This window comes from Levilactobacillus wangkuiensis, assembly GCF_016861605.1.
In the GTDB taxonomy this organism is placed as follows: Bacteria; Bacillota; Bacilli; order Lactobacillales; family Lactobacillaceae; genus Levilactobacillus; species Levilactobacillus wangkuiensis.
Genome location: NZ_BOLM01000001.1, coordinates 104755 through 123782 on the forward strand (window position 1 = coordinate 104755; position 19028 = coordinate 123782).

13 protein-coding genes and 1 pseudogene are annotated in these 19028 nt (G+C 52.4%); all 14 read left to right on the forward strand.

Annotated features, from left to right (window positions below; genetic code table 11):
• The first annotated feature begins 10 nt into the window (after nt 1–10).
• Nucleotides 11–955, forward strand: coding sequence for a 16S rRNA (cytosine(1402)-N(4))-methyltransferase RsmH (rsmH, locus tag JUF13_RS00390; protein WP_203637253.1), 945 nt, complete (start codon nt 11–13; stop codon nt 953–955).
• A 42-nt stretch (nt 956–997) separates the two neighbouring features.
• Nucleotides 998–1399 (forward strand): cell division protein FtsL, encoded by a 402-nt coding sequence (gene ftsL, locus JUF13_RS00395; protein WP_125763096.1) that lies wholly within the window; start codon nt 998–1000, stop codon nt 1397–1399.
• Nucleotides 1399–3558 (forward strand): penicillin-binding transpeptidase domain-containing protein, encoded by a 2160-nt coding sequence (locus JUF13_RS00400; protein WP_203637254.1) that lies wholly within the window; start codon nt 1399–1401, stop codon nt 3556–3558. Before ftsL ends, JUF13_RS00400 begins: the two co-directional genes overlap by 1 nt.
• A 25-nt stretch (nt 3559–3583) precedes the next feature.
• Nucleotides 3584–4555, forward strand: a complete 972-nt coding sequence (mraY, locus tag JUF13_RS00405) for a phospho-N-acetylmuramoyl-pentapeptide-transferase (RefSeq protein WP_373301389.1) — start codon at nt 3584–3586, stop codon at nt 4553–4555.
• 1342 nt (nt 4556–5897) lie between these two features.
• Nucleotides 5898–7292: pseudogene (murD, locus tag JUF13_RS00410) on the forward strand (UDP-N-acetylmuramoyl-L-alanine--D-glutamate ligase); the annotation flags it as partial.
• Nucleotides 7292–8386, forward strand: coding sequence for an undecaprenyldiphospho-muramoylpentapeptide beta-N-acetylglucosaminyltransferase (gene murG, locus JUF13_RS00415; RefSeq protein WP_203637256.1), 1095 nt, complete (start codon nt 7292–7294; stop codon nt 8384–8386). The pseudogene murD and the gene murG, both read left to right, overlap by 1 nt.
• 740 nt (nt 8387–9126) lie before the next feature.
• Nucleotides 9127–9984, forward strand: coding sequence for a cell division protein FtsQ/DivIB (locus tag JUF13_RS00420; protein WP_203637257.1), 858 nt, complete (start codon nt 9127–9129; stop codon nt 9982–9984).
• Nucleotides 9985–10126: 142 nt separating this feature from the next.
• Nucleotides 10127–11461, forward strand: a complete 1335-nt coding sequence (gene ftsA, locus JUF13_RS00425; RefSeq protein ID WP_203637258.1) for a cell division protein FtsA — start codon at nt 10127–10129, stop codon at nt 11459–11461.
• Nucleotides 11462–11483: 22 nt separating this feature from the next.
• Nucleotides 11484–12758, forward strand: a complete 1275-nt coding sequence (gene ftsZ / locus JUF13_RS00430) for a cell division protein FtsZ (RefSeq protein WP_203637259.1) — start codon at nt 11484–11486, stop codon at nt 12756–12758.
• Nucleotides 12759–12799: 41 nt separating this feature from the next.
• Nucleotides 12800–13234 carry a cell division protein SepF gene (locus JUF13_RS00435; RefSeq protein WP_203637260.1) on the forward strand — a complete coding sequence of 145 codons (435 nt, stop codon included), beginning with the start codon at nt 12800–12802 and terminating at the stop codon, nt 13232–13234.
• Nucleotides 13235–13246: 12 nt separating this feature from the next.
• Entirely contained in the window at nt 13247–13531 is a 285-nt protein-coding gene (locus JUF13_RS00440) for a YggT family protein (RefSeq protein ID WP_203637261.1), read from the forward strand.
• Nucleotides 13532–13549: 18 nt separating this feature from the next.
• On the forward strand, nt 13550–14329 hold the full coding sequence (locus tag JUF13_RS00445; protein ID WP_203637262.1) for a YlmH family RNA-binding protein: 780 nt from the start codon (nt 13550–13552) through the stop codon (nt 14327–14329).
• Between the two features lie 19 nt (nt 14330–14348).
• Nucleotides 14349–15056: a DivIVA domain-containing protein gene (locus tag JUF13_RS00450; RefSeq protein ID WP_203637263.1), complete on the forward strand. Its 708-nt coding sequence runs from the start codon at nt 14349–14351 to the stop codon at nt 15054–15056.
• Between the two features lie 1130 nt (nt 15057–16186).
• The gene (gene ileS, locus JUF13_RS00455) at nt 16187–19000 is read left to right on the forward strand and encodes an isoleucine--tRNA ligase (protein WP_203637264.1); all 2814 of its coding nucleotides are present in this window, start codon (nt 16187–16189) and stop codon (nt 18998–19000) included.
• The last annotated feature ends 28 nt before the right edge of the window (nt 19001–19028 follow it).

A 19028-nucleotide genomic window follows, 5' to 3' on the forward strand; every position in this document is an offset into this window, starting at 1 on the left:
GAGAGTGTTTATGGAAGACTTTCATCACGTAACGGTATTACTCAAAGAAGCGGTGGCTGGGTTAGCCATTAAGCCAACTGGCATCTACGTTGACTGCACTCTCGGTGGCGGCGGCCATAGCCAGCGCATCCTTGAGCAGTTGACGACCGGTCATCTGTACGCATTTGACCAAGATCAGACGGCGATTACCTACAACGAAGAACACTTAAAAAAATATATCGATGAGGGAAAATTAACCTTTATCAAGAGCAATTTCCGGGATATCCAAGCCCAACTCAATCAGCGGGGAATCACCGCGGTTGACGGCATCTTGTATGACCTGGGAGTCTCTTCTCCCCAATTTGACGAGGCGGACCGTGGCTTTAGTTACCAACACGACGCACCGTTAGATATGCGGATGGATCAGAGCCAGAAACTCACGGCCTGGATTGTGGTCAACGAATGGGCATTTAACGATCTCATGCGGATTTTCCACCGGTATGGCGAAGAAAAATTTGCCAAGCCAATCGCCAGAGCCATTGAACGGCACCGGGCAACCGCCCCAATCGATACGACTGGTCAGCTGGTTGAAATCATCAAGGAAGGGATTCCCGCCGCGGCTCGTCGTCACGGGGGCCATCCTGCCAAGAAGGTGTTCCAGGCCATCCGCATCGCCGTTAACGACGAACTAGGGGCCTTGGAAGACTCCTTGGAACAAGCTGTTTCACTCATGGATCTGAACGGCCGTATCAGCGTCATTACCTTCCAATCCTTGGAAGACCGGCTGGTCAAGACCATGTTCCGGGAAAAATCCTCGTTGCCTGATTTACCGCAAGGCTTACCCGTGATTCCGGACAACCTACAACCTGATTTCAAACTAGTCAATCGCAAACCTATTTTGCCGTCTGAAGAAGAACTAGCGGCGAACCACCGCGCACATAGCGCAAAGCTCAGAATTTTAGAAAAAATTAAGTAGTCTTACCAAATCTATTAATTCGACATAGGAAGATGATTATTTATGGCGCAGAACAATTTAGCTGAAGCGGTTCCCCTTTCGCCGGAACCCCAACAACGCCCAAACATAGAACAGCCGCAACGTCAGGCCCAGCCCCGAGTTGCCCCTCAAGGCAATCCGAGCAGCCAAAAGTTGCCGATTTCTAAATTCGAAAAATGCTTGTTAACCGCCTGCGGCCTGGTTTTAGCCGTCATGATGGTTTGTGTTGTGTCATCCAAAATTACCATGACCAACGCGCAACATAACCTGCAAAGCATCAACAACCGCATCACGACCGTGCAGAACCACAACACGAACGCACAACAACAGATCAATGAGTTGCAGAGTCGTAGTCGGCTTGATAAAATTGCTAAGAAGCAAGGCTTGATTTTAGAAAATGCCAGAATAAGGAATGTAAACAAATAATGAAAGATTCCCACGAGCGTCAAACGACAAATCAGCAACCCGGCAGAAACCGCAAGCATTTTGGGCAGTTTCTGTTTTACGCTATCTGCGTGTTGTTTATTTTTGTTGTTTGCCGCTTTTCGTATATCGCGATCGGTAAGAACGTTCAGAACGTCAATCTGAGTTCTCAGGCGCAAAAACTCTACACCGCCAATGAAACGCTGAAGGCCAAGCGGGGCACGATTTATGATGCCAACGGCCAGGCCATCGCCGAGGACACCAGCGTCTACTCACTCTACGTGGTGCTGGACAAACGGCAAAAGGGCGTGGACGGGCAGAAGCTTTACGCCACGAACAAGCCCAAGATTGCGCGCGTTTTGGCAAAGTACTTACCCATCAGCGAGAAGAAGGCCCTAAAGGCGTTGAACCCCAGCAATCGCAACACGTTCCAAGTTGAATTTGGGACGGCGGGGCAAAACATTTCGTTGACCACCAAACAGAAGATTCAACAGGCCCATCTTAGCGGGGTCAATTTTATTCAACAGGAAGCCCGGCTGTATCCCAATGGGATTTTCGCTTCCCATTTAGTGGGACTGGCCGAGTCGAAGACCAACAAGGCGGGGGAGACCACGCTGACCGGAACTATGGGGCTCGAGCAGGCGTTTAACAAGCAATTGACCGGGACCAATGGCTCGCAAAAAATCAAGAAGGATATGTACGGCTACCAATTACCGGGAACCAAGCAGAAATCCAAGAAGGCCAAGAACGGTGATAACGTCTACACGACGCTCGATACCCGGCTTCAGACGCTGTTGGAAACGGAAATGAGCAGCGTGCAAGATCAGGTCAAGGCCAACTCGATGAACGCGGTCCTGATGAACGCCAAGACGGGCGCGATTCTCGCCGCCACGCAGCGACCAACCTTTAATGCGTCTACCAAGGCGGGACTCAGTCAAATTTGGCGGGATACCCTGGTTCAGGATGCCTACGAACCCGGTTCGACGATGAAGGTCTTCACCATGGCGGCCTCCATTGACAGTGGCAATTACAACGGGAATGCGACCTATCAATCCGGTAAATATGCCATCGGTAATCAAATTGTGCCCGACTGGAATACGTCCGGTTGGGGAACCATTACCTACGACAAAGGATTCGCCCTGTCTAGTAACGTGGCCATGGCGCACCTGGAACAACAGATGGGCGCCAAGACCTGGAAGAAATACATTGACCGTTTCCGGTTTCTGAAGAGCACCCATTCCGGCTTGCCGGGTGAGTTGTCCGGGAGCATTGCCTTCCAGCGGCCGATTGAACAGGCCGACACGTCCTTTGGCCAAGGGATTCAGGTCACCTTCTTCCAGATGTTACAGGGGCTGACGGCCATCAGTAACAACGGGAAGATGATGAAGCCTTACGTCATCAGTAAGGTCACCGACCCGAACACCAACAAGACCGTCGCCAAGTACTCGCCGAAGACCGTGGGTAACCCCATTTCAGCCAAAACGGCTAAAGCGGTTCGGAAACACATGGAAGATGTCGTCTATAAGAGTTATGGTATTGGGGGCGACTATAAAATGAGTGGCGAACGGGTCGCTGTCAAGACCGGTACCGCTCAGGTCAGCAACGGGAGCGGGTACTTGTCGGGTGACGACAGCTACCTGTACTCCGTCGCCGCCATGGTGCCCGCTAGCAATCCCAAGTACGTGATGTACATCACCATGAAGCAGCCGCACTTGGGTAGTAAGACCGCCACGCAGCTGCTGGCGTCGATCATGAAGCCAGTCATGGCCCGAGCCCTCCAAGAGGATGCCCAAACGACCAAATCAGCCAGTGCCAAGATGCCCGCCGTGACAGGGAAGTCGACCACCAGCGCCTCAAGTGCACTGACCAAGGCCGGCGCCACGGTGACCATCCTGGGAACGGGGAGTAAGGTGCTGAGTCAATCCGTCAAGATGGGGACCACGCTCTATAATGGGCAACGGGTCTTCCTGAAGACCGGTGGCGCAGTCGCCCTGCCAAGTTTAACCGGCTGGTCCAAGGGTGATGTGGTAAAATTAGCACAGATAGAAGGATTGAAACTGACCGTGTCCGGTGACGGGTACGTGACGAAACAAAGCGTGAAGGCTGGCACTAGTGTCGGCTCCGGCGCGGGACTCACGGTCACGTTGAAACAAAACAAATAAAAGAGAATGAGGATTGAGTCGAACAATGATGAATGTGATTTTACCCCTGTTGGGTGGATTTGTAATAACGGCGGCGTTTATGCCGTCATTGATCCGGTACTTCCGGGCGCGGCATGAAGGCCAAATGATTCGTGAAGAAGGGCCCACGTGGCACGAAAAGAAATCAGGGACCCCAACCATGGGTGGCCTGTTATTCATTGTTGCGATTGCAGTGATGACGCTCGCGACGAGCTGGATTGTTGGCCCACACCATGTGCTGTCGACCACGTGGATCTTACTGTTCATCCTGGTCTTATATGGCGCCTTAGGGGCGTGGGATGACAGCATCAAGCTGTTCCACCGGCAAAATGAAGGCTTAAAGGCCTGGCAAAAACTGCTGGGACAAATCGTTGGGGCGTTGATCTTATTCTGGGTCTACACCCGCGAACAACTCCCAATGGCCCTGCACGTTCCGGGGATGGGTAACTGGCACATGAGTGGCTGGTACGCCGTCTTCGTGATTATTTGGTTAGTTGGCTTCAGTAATGCGGTGAACCTGTCAGATGGCCTCGATGGCCTGGTGAGTGGGTTGGCCAGCATTGCCTTTGCGGCTTACGGAATCGTTGCCTGGAACCAGCACCAACTCAACATCGCTATTTTCTGTTTTGCCGTAGTCGGCAGTCTCCTCGGTTTTCTCATCTTTAATCACAAGCCAGCCAAAATCTTCATGGGTGACACCGGGTCATTGGCCTTAGGTGGTGCCTTAGCGGCCGTGTCAATTCTGTTGCATCATGAATTGTCCCTGCTGTGGATTGGCCTGATCTTTGTGATTGAGACGGCGAGTGTTATTTTGCAAGTTGCCTCATTTAAGCTAACGGGTAAGCGAATTTTCCTGATGAGTCCGATTCACCATCACTTCGAAATGAAGGGGTGGAGTGAATGGAAGATTGATTTGACTTTCTGGGGAATTGGGTTGATTACCGCGGTTACTGGCTTGTGGGTCATCTTACCAAAGTAGAGCTGCGACTGTGGTGGGGGCTAACCCGCACGCCGCAGGTTAGCCCCTTTTTAGGTCCTCTGGCTGAGGTGTAGTGTTAGGTTACCGCTGCGCTGGACAGGTGCTCTCACCCTATGGGGACCGGGCCAAGCCGAAGGGCGGTCTTGGCCCTCGCTTTGAGTCATTGAAAACCACAATGTCTCAAAGTCGTCCCAGTCTGTAAGGCCGGCAGAAAACGCCGACCAACAGCCTCGACACAGGGTTTCGCACCTGTCCAGCTCCGCTGAAATAGCGGTGCCAGAGAATCTAAAAATGGACTACCTGCTTGTTTGGTGTGGTGGGTGTTGGTTAGATTGGCTTAGGGCTGGGATTAAGTTGACTGCGCTGGACAGGTGCTCTCACCGTATGGGGACCGGGCCAAGCCGAAGGGCGGTCTTGGCCCTCGCTTTGAGCCATTGAAAACCACAATGTTTCAAAGTCGTCCCAGTCTGTAAGGCCGGCAGAAATCGCCGACCAACAGCCTCGACACAGGGTTTCGCACCTGTCCAGCTCCGCTGAAATGGCGACGGCCAGAGAAACTAAAAACTGGGCTGGCTGCTTGTTTGGTGCGGTGGGTGTTGGTTAGATTGGCTTAACCCTGAGATTAGGTTGACCGCGCTGGACAGGTGCTCTCACCCTGTGGGGACCGGGCCAAGCCGAAAGGCGGTCTTGGCCCTCGCTTTGAGCCATTGAAAATCACAATGTCTCAAAGTCGTCCCAGTCTGTAAGGCCGGCGGAAAACGCCGACCAACAGCCTCGACACAGGGTTTCGCACCTGTCCAGCTCCGCTGAGATAGTGGCGGCCGGAGAATCTAAAAATGGTCTGTCTGCTTGTTTGGTGTGGTGGGTGTTGGTTAGATTGGCTTAGCCCATAGAACCTAGACCGGATGGTTTTGCCATCAGGATTGGTTCGGTGCGCCGTATCATTTGCTGGTTAATCCATTTATAGCGGGTAACCAGTCTGCTGCACAGAAGAGAATTGCTGGCATTGATTGGGCTGAACGACTAGTTTGGTCAACGCACAATCAAGAGCCGGAGGCGGACAGGACGGAGACGGCTGTGTCGAGGGTGTTAGCCGGCGCTTCTTGCCGGCTTACAGCCTGGGACAACCTTTGAGACGTGGTAGTTTCACGGCTCAAAGTTGAGGTGGGAGCCCGCTTCTCAGGCGGGAACTGGCCCCACAGCAGGCGTAGTCCTGGCAGCCGCAGGCGGCAAATTCACCGCAATCCGGCCCGAAACAAATCCGGCCCGAAACAAATCCGGTCCGAAACAAATCTGGTTTAACACAATTAAACAAAATTAAAAACATAAGCATAAGAATGGAGAGCGAACGGTTATTATGAAACAAATCACGACGTATCAAAATAAAAAAGTGTTGGTCCTGGGACTAGCCAAGAGTGGGGTCAATGCAGCGCACCTATTGAAGCGGCTGGGTGCACAGGTCACCGTCAGTGATGTCAAACCGTTGGCTGAGAATCAGGATGCGCAGGATCTCCAAGCGGCTGGGTTTACCGTAATTACGGGTGAACAGACCGCTGACCTGTTAGATCCGGGTTACGATTACATTGTCAAGAATCCCGGAATCTTCTACGACGTTCCCGTTGTGCAACGGGCATTGGCAGAAAAAATTCCCGTGATTGGGGAAATGGAATTGGTTGGCGAGGTTGCCGACGCTGAGTTGGTGGCCGTGACCGGGAGTAACGGGAAGACCACGACGACCACGATGATCCAAAAGATGTTGGACCGCGACCGGAAGACGGGCAAGGCCGTTTATGCCGGGAACATTGGCATTCCTGCCAGCAAGGTCGTTCAAGAAGTTACGCCGGACGATACGTTGGTGCTGGAAGTTTCCAGTTTCATGTTAGCCGAAACGACTGAATTTCATCCCCACATCGCCGTGCTGACCAATATCTTCTCCAACCATTTGGACTATCACAAGACGCGAGCCAACTATGTAGCTGCCAAGATGAAGATCACCGCGAACCAAACGGACAAGGATTACTTCGTCGTAAACTTTGACAACGCAGAGTGGCGTGACCTGAGCCGCAACACGAAGGCGCAAGTCGTCCCATTCTCCCGAACTGATCAGTCCGAGGATGGCGCTTACGAAAAGGATGGCGTGCTGTACTTTAAGGAAGAAGCCATCATGCCTGCCAGCGAAATCAAGGTTCCTGGCGACCACAACGTAGAAAACGCGCTGGCGGCCATTGCCGTGGCCAAAATCAAGGGCGTCAGCACCAGTGCCATCGTGGCCGTACTGCGGACCTTTGGTGGCGTGCGTCACCGGACCCAATACGTGTTAGAGGCCGAGGGTCGTCAATACTACAACGATTCCAAGGCAACCGACATGGAAGCCACTGAGATGGCCTTAAAGGGCTTCACCGCCCCCGTTGTCTTACTGGCAGGGGGCTTGGACCGCGGTTACACCTTTGAAAAGATGCTGCCAGCCTTCAAGGCCCACGTCAAGGCAATCGTCTTGTTTGGCCAGACGGCTAATTTGTTAGCTGAAACGGCTAAGCAAGCGGGAATTCCCACCATTAAAATGACCGAAAACGTTGAAACCGCGGTTCCCGTGGCGTACGATTTAAGTGAACCCGGCGACATCATCCTCTTGTCGCCCGCCAATGCCAGTTGGGATCAATACCCGAACTTTGAGGTCAGAGGTGACCGGTTTATCAAGGCCGTTGAGCAGTTAACTGGCAAACAGGAGGAAAAATAATGCGATTAATGGTATCGGGTGGCGGTACCGGGGGCCACATTTACCCGGCACTGGCGCTTATCAAGGCGTTAAAGAAACGCGAACCAGATTCAGAGGTCATGTACGTGGGCTCTGAACGGGGCTTGGAGAGCACGATTGTGCCGGCCAAGGGCATCCCGTTTCAGGCAACGCGCATCCAAGGTTTCAAGCGTTCCCTGTCCCTAGAAAATTTTAAAACAATCTACTTATTCTTAAAGAGTGTGCACGCCGCTAAGAAAATGATTCGGCAATTCAAACCGGACGTGGTGGTCGGCACGGGGGGCTACGTCTCCGGTGCCGTGGTTTACGCCGCCGCGCGGTTACACGTACCCACGATGATTCACGAACAAAACAGTGTCGTGGGGATTACCAACCGGTTCCTGAGCCGCTACGTGGACCGCATCGCCTACGTCTTTGACGCCGCCCTCGACCAGTTACCCGCTAGCAAAATGGTGAAGACCGGGAATCCCCGGGCCCAGGAAGCCGCGGAGGTGGTCAGCCACTTTAGCTGGTCCGAGTACAACTTGCAAGACGACGTGCCCACGCTGCTGATTTTCGGGGGCTCCCAAGGGGCGCTCAAGATCAACGCCGCCACGGTCGCTGCGATTCCAACGTTTAACCAGCGCAAGTACCAAGTGGTCTTCGTGACCGGGCAAAAGCGTTACGACGGCGTCATGGAACAGCTAAAGAACGTCGACGTGGCCGCTAACGTGGTCGTCAAACCGTATATCAGTAACATGCCAGAGGTTCTGCCCAAGGTCGCCGCAATCGTCGGCCGGGCCGGCGCAACCAGCCTGGCAGAAATCACGGCTGACGGCATCCCGTCAATCCTGATTCCCAGTCCTTACGTCACGGCGAACCACCAAACCAAGAACGCGCAATCCCTGGCGTCCGTGGGTGCGGCGGAGATCATCACCGAAGAGAATTTAACCGGCGAGACCTTAATTAAAAAGGCCGACCAGCTAATGACCGACGATGGCCTACGCCAAGACATGGCCGCAGCGTCTAAGCAATTAGGCGTCCCAGACGCCGCTGACCGGGTCTTAGACGTTGTGGAAACTCTGAAGCAGGGCTAAACAAATTAGAAGATAGTCGGTTGAGTATCGTTCCCGCCGGTGGGTGTAAGCAGGCCGCTATGGGGGAACGGCACCAGCCAAAGGGCGGTCACTAAGACTGACGATATTTTCTAAGTTGACAGTGTGTTAGCCCGATACAATTCTTCAGGTTATCAACGACGACAGTCATCAGTTTCATGGCTGTTAGGAAAATAACCAGAACAATCAAGCGACACAAGAGTTTAGTCCAGCGCTACATGGACTAAATAACCGTGGGTCAAACCCGTGTCAGCCGCAGGGATGACACGTGAAAACTGAGTGACAAGTCTGAGTGACCAGAGGCGGATCAAGACACACAGCTGTGTCGATGGTCTTAGCTGAGTGATTTTCTCAGCTTAGAGCATGGGACGACCTTTGAGACCGGTTCTCAGGCTAAAAGTTAATGACTGTTAGGAAATGACAAGAGCGACCAGTGACACAAGAGTTTAGTCCAGCGCTACACGGATTAAACAACTGCGGGTTAAACTCGTGTCAGCCGCAGGGATGGTGAAAATGAGCTCAGCCGTGGGAGTTGTCTTAGCGGTTTACCGCTTAGACAACTGATATCTTTGAAACGCGGTTCTTAGCGGTTCAAAGTAAGCCTGGAGACCGGTCTTTGGCTCCAGGCGTTCGCCCACAGCGTCACGGCTCAGTTTTCACCATCCCGGAGGCGTTGACAACGACAGGCTTAACCCACAAGTAAGGACGGGAGGTGGACGGTCGTGAAGTTTCGGCTGAACCGCAACGAGTCAAAACAACAGCGGGCCATGACGCCATGGGAAGAGTACCAAGCCCAGGCGGAGGCCAAGCGCAAACAGGCCAAGACCCCCAAGTGGGTGCACAAGGCCAAGCGTATCGGGGACAAGTTGCCCCGGCTCAAGCATCAACGTAACCGAAAACTGATTCGGCGGCTGAGCATCCTACTGACGAGCTTTACCGTGGTGATCCTGGCGATGGTGTACCTGCTGTCGCCCTTGAGCCATTTTCAAACGGTGCGGGTCACCGGGGCGTCAGCACTCTCGGCCAAACAGGTTCAGCAAGCGACCCGGGTGCGTCCGGGCGACTCAATCTTTCAGGTTGTCGGGCACGAACACCGCCTGCAGCAAAAAGCAGTGGCGCGTAATTCACGACTTAAGGCCGTTGACATTACCTTCCGTCAGCCCAACCGGGTCACGGTTCACGTCACTGAGTTTGCCACGGCGGGCTACGTCATGAAGCAAAATCGTTACTATGAGGTCTTGGAAAATGGTATTGTTAGTCAACAATCGGTTGATCAGCCCAAGAGTGGCACGCCGGTCTACGGCCATTTCAAAAAGGCTAAGGCGCTCCACCAAATGATTTTGCAGTATGCCAAGCTCGATAGTGAAATTAAACGCAGCATCAGTGAGATTCAAGCATCACCGACCAAGGATAACCCCGACCGGGTTCATTTATTCATGAACGACGGCAACGAGGTGTATGCTAGCATCCCTAGTTTCGCCAAGAAAATGGCCTATTATCCAGGCATTGCGGCCAAGCTGAAACAAAAGGGTGTGGTCAATTTGGAAGTCGGGGCGTACTCGTACCCGTTCAAAAAATAATTTCATTTTGATTGCATTGTATAAAAAGCGTCAATAAGGCTTTTTCAACCCCTAGTAAATGTGGTAAACTGAAAAATAATTAGGAGAAAAAGCGAATTCATGCAGTGTTGATCGATAATTAACTTAGGAGGTTCCTTTTTCTATGGATAATTCAGGGATGTACGTTGGTCTCGATATAGGAACCACCTCAATAAAAGTCATTGTTGCTGAGAATGTTAAAGGGCAAATGAACGTTATTGGTGTGGGAAACGAACGTTCGAATGGGGTCAGCCGCGGGGTCATCGTGGATATTGACAAAGCAGCTGAAGCCATTCAGCGCGCCGTTCGACAAGCCGAAGAGAAGGCCAGCATCGAGATTCATGATGTGATTGTGGGGATTCCCGCAAACTTATTAAAAATTGAACCATGTAGTGGCATGATCGCCATTGACGATCAGTCACGTGAAATTACGGGTCGTGACGTCCGGAGTGTCTCCGCCGCTGCGCTGATTCAGAGCCTACCGCCAGAACGAGAAGTCGTCGACATTTTAGCCGATGAATTTGTCGTCGACGGGTTTGATGGTATCAAGGATCCCCGTGGGATGGTCGGGGTGCGCCTCGAACTTCATGGGACCATCTTTACCGGCCCCAAGACCATTATGCACAATACCCGTAAAGCCGTTGAACAAGCCGGCTTGAACCTGCGGGGAACGGTCATCAATCCGATGGCTCAAGGCATGATGGTCATGAACGACGGCGAACAAGACTTTGGGACCATCTTGATCGATTTGGGGGGTGGCCAAGCCACTGCTGCGGTCATTCATGATCACCAATTGAAGTATATCGACGTGGACCAAGAGGGTGGCCAATTCATCACCAAGGATATTTCCGTGGTCCTGAACACCTCCCTGGATAGTGCGGAGAAGCTGAAGCGCGACTACGGTTACGCGGATTCGACGCAGGCCAGCGATGAAGACGAATTTCCCGTTGACGTGGTCGGCCAAAGCCAACCCACGCCAATTTCAGAAAAATACTTAGCGGAGATCATTGAGGCCCGTTTGGACCAGATCTTCAAGCGCCTCCGCGGTAATTTGGATAAGGTGCAAGCCCTTGAATTACCCGGTGGCATCGTGTTAACCGGTGGGGTTGCGGCCTTGCCAGGCATTACGGATCTGGCGACGGACGAATTTAACACTAACGTTCGGGTTTACGTGCCAGATCAAATGGGACTGCGTCATCCTTCCTTTACGTTGGCGCTGGCTCTTGTGAAATACTTTGGGGGGCTGAGTGAGATTGATCTGCTCATCAAGAGTGCTTTGACGGGCTCCACCCAACTAGCCGATGAAACCGACGAGATTCGTCAACGTGAACAGGATGCTGAGACCCAACAACAGCAATCTGCTGCGCCACAATCAACTCAGGGTAAGCAAGCGAAACCGAAAAAGAAGAAAAATCGCTCTGAAGGCATTCGAAAGTTCTTCAGCGACTTCTTCGACTAACGCGAGATGGAGGAATACACAAATGGAATACTCACTAGATTCAGCACAAAATAATGGGGCCATCATTAAGGTGATTGGTGTCGGCGGTGGTGGTAACAACGCCGTTAACCGGATGATTGCCGAAGACGTTAAGGGTGTCGAATTTATCGTGGCCAACACGGATGTGCAGGCCCTCGAAGCCTCAAAGGCCGAAACGAAAATTCAACTCGGGCCGAAACTCACCAAGGGTCTTGGTGCCGGGGCTAACCCAGAAGTTGGGGCCAAAGCTGCCGAAGAAAGCGAAGAACAGATCACCGAAGCCTTACAAGGGGCCGACATGGTCTTCGTCACTGCCGGAATGGGCGGGGGTACCGGTAACGGTGCTGCGCCTATCGTGGCTAAAATCGCCAAAGAGGGCGGTGCGCTGACGGTTGGGGTTGTTACCCGGCCATTCAGTTTTGAAGGCCCACGGCGGGGTCGTTTCGCCGCTGAAGGGGTTGCCGCAATGAAGGAGAACGTGGACACGTTGATCGTCATTGCCAACAACCGCTTGTTAGAAATCGTTGACAAGAAGACACCAATGATGGAAGCCTTCCAAGAAGCCGACAACGTCTTACGTCAAGGGGTTCAAGGCATCTCTGACTTGATCACGAGCCCTGGCTATGTCAACTTGGACTTTGCTGATGTGAAGACGGTCATGAAGGACCAAGGGGCAGCCTTAATGGGTATCGGTTCCGCTAACGGTGAAAACCGCACGGAAGACGCGACCAAGAAGGCGATCTCTTCACCACTGCTGGAAGTGTCTATCGATGGGGCCGAACAAGTTCTGTTGAACATCACCGGTGGCCCAGACCTGTCCTTGTTTGAAGCCCAAGCGGCTTCTCAAATCGTGTCCGATGCCGCTACTAGCGACGTCAACATCATCTTCGGGACGTCCATTGACGAAGACCTCGGTGATGAAGTTCGGGTCACGGTTATTGCAACTGGAATCGACAAGAAGAAGGAAGAACGCGAAGCTGCTCAACACAGCCGCGTTGCCCGTCGTGCCGAAACCCAACAACCCCGGAACACGGATTCTCGTAACGATGCCCCTAGCCAGGAGACTGAAAAGGATCCATTTGGCAACTGGGACATCCGCGAACCCGCGCACCGGCCAGAACCTAAGAGCAGCAACAACACTAGCAGTTCCAACAGTGAATTTGCTGGCGTTGACAAGCCTGATTTCAACATCTTTAACCCGAGTGAAAATGATACCTCGGCAGCAGATGACAACAAGGGCGAAGACACGCCACCATTCTTCAAGCGGCGGCGGAAGTAACGTCAATCAGATAGAATTCGTGTTGAGAGGAGTGGCGCACCATGGCGGAGAAGTTTAGTCTCAGCAAATTTTTTGGCATGAACGATGAATATGACGAAGACTACGAGGACGACCAAGCAACGGCTCCAGTAGCCCAGTCGAAGCCAACGCCAACCCCCAGTCGACCCTCTGATAGTCGAAAGGTGGTTGCCATGCGATCTGCAAATACTAGTCATATTGCAATCTGCGAACCGCGAATCTATTCCGATGCAAAGTCGATTGCAAAACAGATTACTAGTGGGGATGCGGTCATCGTTAATTTTGCTCGGGTGGATGAATCCCAAGCCCAACGCATCGTGGATTTCTTAAATGGAACCGCGTTTGCCGTGGGTGGCGAAATCAAACGGATCGGTGAACAGATTTTTCTGTGCACCCCCCACAACTTCGAGGTCAGCGGCGATGTTGCCGCCAACCTCGGGACTCAAGTCACACAATAAAGGAGCAACGCCGTGATACAATTTGTCCTTTTGCTATTTAAAGTCTTGAACTGGGCCGTTAGCGCGTACATCCTGTTGATTGTGGTGTATGCCTTGCTCAGTTGGCTCCCTGGTGGCTATCAGTCAAAATTTGGTCAAATCATTGGCCGACTCGTGGAACCGTTCCTCCACTACTTTGATTTTGTAGCGGTGGGACCACTCGGGTTCGGGCCAGTGGTGGCCATCATCGTCCTCACATTGGTCCAATATGGACTGTCAGGATTAGAGTCGATGATTCTTAGATTATTATTCACATGAAAATAGGAGGCGAAGAAGTTGGATGAGAATGTGCTACAGCATTTTCGGCCGGACGAAGCCCCGCTGATTGACGCAATTGGCGGCTGGATTCAACAAGTCCAAGACGAATATCGCCCCGTTCTCACGCACTTCTTGAACCCCCGGCAAGTGTACATCGCGTCCACGTTGGCCCGGCGAGCAGACATGCACGTCCGGTTCAATGGGGGCCACGAACACGCTGAAATGCAGCGGGCACTGTTTTACCCGGATTACTACGAACCAGAACCGAAGGACTTTGAACTGACGGTCCTGCGTGTCGACTATCCCGTAAAATTTGCCACGCTTCATCACAGTCAGATTCTAGGCACGTTGCTGGGCTCAGGCATTGAGCGTGAAATCCTCGGGGATATTCTCACCGATGGCCTGAACTGGCAGGTAATCACGGAAAGCAGCATGGCAGATTACCTGTTAGGCCAGGTCGATCACATCGGCCGGGTCAAGGCACGGCTGCAAGAAGAATCTTGGAACAACTTACTGGTTCCCATGAATGAGTGGGAGACCGAGGGGGCGACGCTGTCGTCACTGCGGTTAGATAACATCGTGGGAACGGGCTTTCATTTGTCCCGGCACCGTGCCAAGGAACTAATCGAAGGGGGCAAGGTCCGGTTGAACTGGGCCGAGACCTTGAAACCAGATTTCGAACTAGACGTGGCGGACATCGTGTCCGTGCGCGGCTTTGGCCGGATTCGGCTGGATGAAGTCGTTGGTCGAACGAAGAAGGAAAAAATTCGGGTCACCCTAGCGGTGCTGCAGAAATAGATGCGGAGGGAACAGTGCAATGGTATTAAGTCCATTAGATATTCACAATAAAGAGTTTGGCACAAAGATGCGCGGTTACAACGTTGATGAGGTCAATGATTTCTTGGATCAAGTCATCAAGGATTACCAAATCACGTTGAACCACAACAAAGAATTAGAGGAACAACTGGATGCGGCGAACGAGAAACTCAAGTACTTTAACGACTTGAAGGATTCCCTGAACCAATCCATCTTGGTTGCGCAAGAGGCCGCCGATAAGGTCAAGGCCAACTCCCAAAAGGAATCTGAGATTATCATTCGCGAAGCCCAGAAGCAAAGCTCCGACATCGTTTCTGAAGCCACGAACAAGGGTAACCAGATCATGAATGAAGCTTCCAAGCGCGCCAAGAAGCTGGCCGTCGAAACCGACGACTTGAAGAAGAGCACGCGGGTCTTCCGGCAACGGCTACAAGTCATGCTGGAAAGCCAGTTGGAAGTGGTCAAGTCTAACGACTGGGACAGCCTGTTAAAGGAAGGGTCCATGTCCAGCTACGAAGAAATCAAGAAGGTCGTTGGTGACCGGCTTGACAACGAAGGGCCTCAGGGCGTACACTCAGAAGCATCCCAACCGGTTGAAGAGACGCCGGTAACGGAAGCCCCTGTGACCGATAGTGGGGACGACAATGGCGAAACCGTTGTGATTTTCCCAGACAACGACCAACCACAGTTTGACAAAGATAATAATTAAGCACTGAGAAAAGAACTGTTCAAAAAGAAGGTACTAGCGAGTTAGCGATGGTGGAAGGCTAACGCCCGCTCTTTTTGTCCGGTATCATTCCCAAAGCTCCACGGCTGAACTTTTAGTAAGCGGTGGCGTGTACGACACGTTACGTCGTTTGAGGGTGGGTTGCGTTTGCCGTTTTGGCTGCGCGGCTTGCTAAATTTGGGTGGTACCACGAAAACGACTTCGTCCCTAGCGGCAAGTCGTTTTTTGTTTGCTCTTTTCGGTTGGTCGTTGGGGTCCGCTCCCGGCGGTGGTCCTTTGCTCCCCACGCTGTGGGGCCCGCTTCCAGCCTGAGAAGCGGTCTTCCAGCTCGCCTGGAAACCTCGCAAAATACGCGAGTTTCCCAGGTCGTCCCATGGTCTAACTCGGGTGAGAGACCCCGAGTAAGACCATCGACACAGCGTGGTCCGCAAAACCACCTCTGGTCGCTCACAACGGCCACCGAAAGGCAAACAAACACTTGCTTTTGTACGGGTTTGACTGTCGCTCCCGGCGGTGACTTCAAGATACCCTGCTATGGGGACCGCCTGCAGCCAAAGGGCGGGCTTCCGGCTCGCTTTGAAGCCACGAAAAGCACGTGTCTCCAAAGTCGTCCCATGCTGTAAACGACTAAAGAACAGTCGTTAACACCATCGACACAGCTGGGCATCTTGAGTCACCTCTGGTCGCTTAGGTTGGTGTGCCAGTGTTAATTTGTTTTAGTGGCCATCTCACTATTGCCTGTAGTGAGGTCAGTCTCACTGGTCAATTTGACCGGTAATTCTGGGTTTACAGTCACAACTCGTCTTAGCCGAGAGGGGTGTGAAAATGGACTCAGCCGGTGGATTTCCTGAGGAAACCTCAGGAAATGGCGACTTTGAAACTCGGTTCTTAGAGGTTCAAAGCGAGCTTGAAGACCGCACTTTGGCTTCAAGTGTCCTACCACCAGCGTTCCGGTCCATTTTCACGCCCCGGCAGGCGGAAGGCAAAGACCAGTCGAAGGTTTTAATGCAAAGAGAATTAACGGTCGGGTTGACCGGTGAGCTGAGGTCGGGAAATGACTTGAGCTCACCGGTTCACCAACCGAGGAACAAATTTTAAGGAGGAAATACGGTATGCGAGTGAAAGACACGCTGAACTTGGGTAAGACCAAGTTTAAGATGCGCGGTAATTTACCAGTCAAAGAAGTTGACCGGCAAAAAGCCTGGGCAGACAACAAGATTTACGAAGCCCGTCAAAAGTTAAACGAAGGGAAGCCATCATTTATTTTACATGATGGGCCCCCATACGCGAACGGCCCGATTCACATGGGTCATGCGATGAACAAGATTTCTAAGGATATCATGGTGCGTTACAAGTCCATGAATGGGTTCCGTGCCCCTTACGTTCCCGGCTGGGATACGCATGGTCTGCCAATCGAACAACAATTGACGAAGGCTGGTTACGATCGCAAGAAGATGTCGACCGCTGAGTTCCGTGACCTCTGTCGCGACTACGCGTTGAAGCAAGTTGACTTACAACGCGATGGGTTCAAACGGCTGGGTGTTTCTGCCGAATGGGACAATCCTTACCTGACCTTGAAGCCAGAATTCGAGGCCGCTGAAGTCCGCGTCTTTGGTGAATTTGCCAAGCGTGGGTTGATCTACAAGGGTAAGAAGCCCGTTTACTGGTCATGGTCATCCGAATCTGCTATGGCTGAAGCCGAAGTGGAATACCACGATGTAACCTCACCATCCGCTTTTTACGACGAAAAGGTCGTTGACGGCAAGGGTGTCTTGGACGATGACACTTACCTGGTCGTCTGGACCACGACGCCTTGGACGATTCCTGGTTCTGAAGGGATCACCATCGATGCCGGTATCGAATACGCCGTTGTCCAACCCGCTGGGGAAGACCGGAAATTCGTTTTGGCTAGCGACTTGGTAGCTGAAAATGCCGAACGTTTCGGTTGGGAAGACGTCAAAGTCTTGAAGACCGTCATGGGACAAGACATGGACAACATTATTGCCCAACACCCATTCATCGCTGACCGCAAGCTGGTCGTGATGTTAGGCGACTTCGTGACGACTGACTCCGGGACTGGTCTGGTTCATACCGCGCCAGGTTTAGGGGAAGACGACTTTAACGTTGGTAAGCTCTACAACCTGCCCGTGTTAGTTCCCGTTAACGACCAAGGGTACATGACCGCCGAAGCCGGCGAAGATTTTGATGGCGTGTTCTACGAAGATGCCAACAAGATTGCCTTGGATAAGTTGAAGGCCAACAACGCCTTACTGAAGTACATGCCATACGAACACAGTTACCCATTTGATTGGCGGACCAAGAAGCCCGTTATCTTCCGGGCAACGCCACAATGGTTCGCGTCCGTCGATAAGATCCGTGACGAGATCTTGGCTTCCTTGCAAGACGTTAAGTTCCAACCAGATTGGGGCAAGCGTCGTTTGGAAAACATGATCAAGGACCGTGGCGACTGGGTTATCTCCCGTCAACGGGTCTGGGGTGTGCCACTGCCAATCTTCTACGGTGAAGACGGCGAAGCTATCATCACGCCAGAAACGGTCGACCACGTGGCTGACTTATTTGGCAAGTATGGGTCCAACATCTGGTTCAAGCGTGAAGCCAAGGATCTCTTGCCTGAAGGCTTTACCAGCGAACACTCACCAAATGGCGAATTCACGAAGGAAACCGACATCATGGATGTTTGGTTTGACTCCGGTTCGTCTCACCAGGGTGTGCTGGCCGAACGCGACTACCTGGACTTCCCAGCTGACCTTTACCTGGAAGGTTCCGACCAATACCGTGGCTGGTTCAACTCTAGTTTGATCACCAGTGTTGCCGCTACCGGCAAGGCCCCTTACAAGCAGGTCGTTTCGCAAGGGTTCACGTTGGACAAGGACGGACACAAGATGTCTAAGTCCATCGGGAACACGATTGCACCTAGTGAAATCATCCAGAAGATGGGTGCTGACATCGTGCGTCTCTGGGTAACCTCCGTGGATACCTCAGCCGACGTGCGGGTCTCAACGGAATCCTTCGTGAAGATTTCCGACAGTTACAAGAAGTTGCGGAACACGATGCGTTACCTGTTGGCCAACACCAGCGACTTTGATCCCGAAAAGGATGCGGTCGCCTTTGATCAGCTGACTGCCGTTGACCGGCACATGCTGTATCAACTGAATGAATTCACCAAGAGCGTCAAGGCCCACTACGACAACTTTGACTTCCTGAACATCTACAAGGAACTCATCAACTTTGTTGTCAGCGACCTGTCTGCGTTCTACCTCGACTTTGCCAAGGATGTCCTGTACATCGAGGCCGAAGACAGTGCTGCGCGTCGTTCGATGCAGACCGTCTTCTACCAAATTGCCGTGACCTTGACCAAGTTAATCACGCCAATCCTGCCACACACGGCCGAAGAAATCTGGGGCTTCCTGAAAGAACCAGAAGACTTCGTGCAATTGGCTGAAATGCCCGCTGTGATGGACATGGATGACGCCGTGGAAGTCGAAGACGACGAACACAAATCCGCTTGGGACCACTTCATGGACCTGCGGAGTCACGTTCTGAAGGCTTTGGAAGAAGCGCGTGACGCCAAGCTAATTGGGAAGGCCGCTGAAGCCCACCTGGACTTGTACGTGGATGACGCGACCCAGGCCCTCTTGGACAAGCTGAACGTGAACGTCCAACAAATCCTCTTGGTTTCCGGTTTAGACGTTGCGAAGTTGGATCAAGCCCCAGCTGACGCCTTGAGTTTTGGCAACATGGCCGTTAAGGTTTCCGCCGCTGCCGGTGAGGTCTGTGACCGTTGTCGGTTGACCAAGGAAGACGTTGGTAGCGATACTGACTATCCACACTTCTGTGCCCGTTGTGCCGCTATCGTTCGGGCCAACTACCCTGAAACGGCAACTGAAGGTTTTGAAGAAAAATAAGCTTAACCGCTAATTCTAAGAGTCCCAT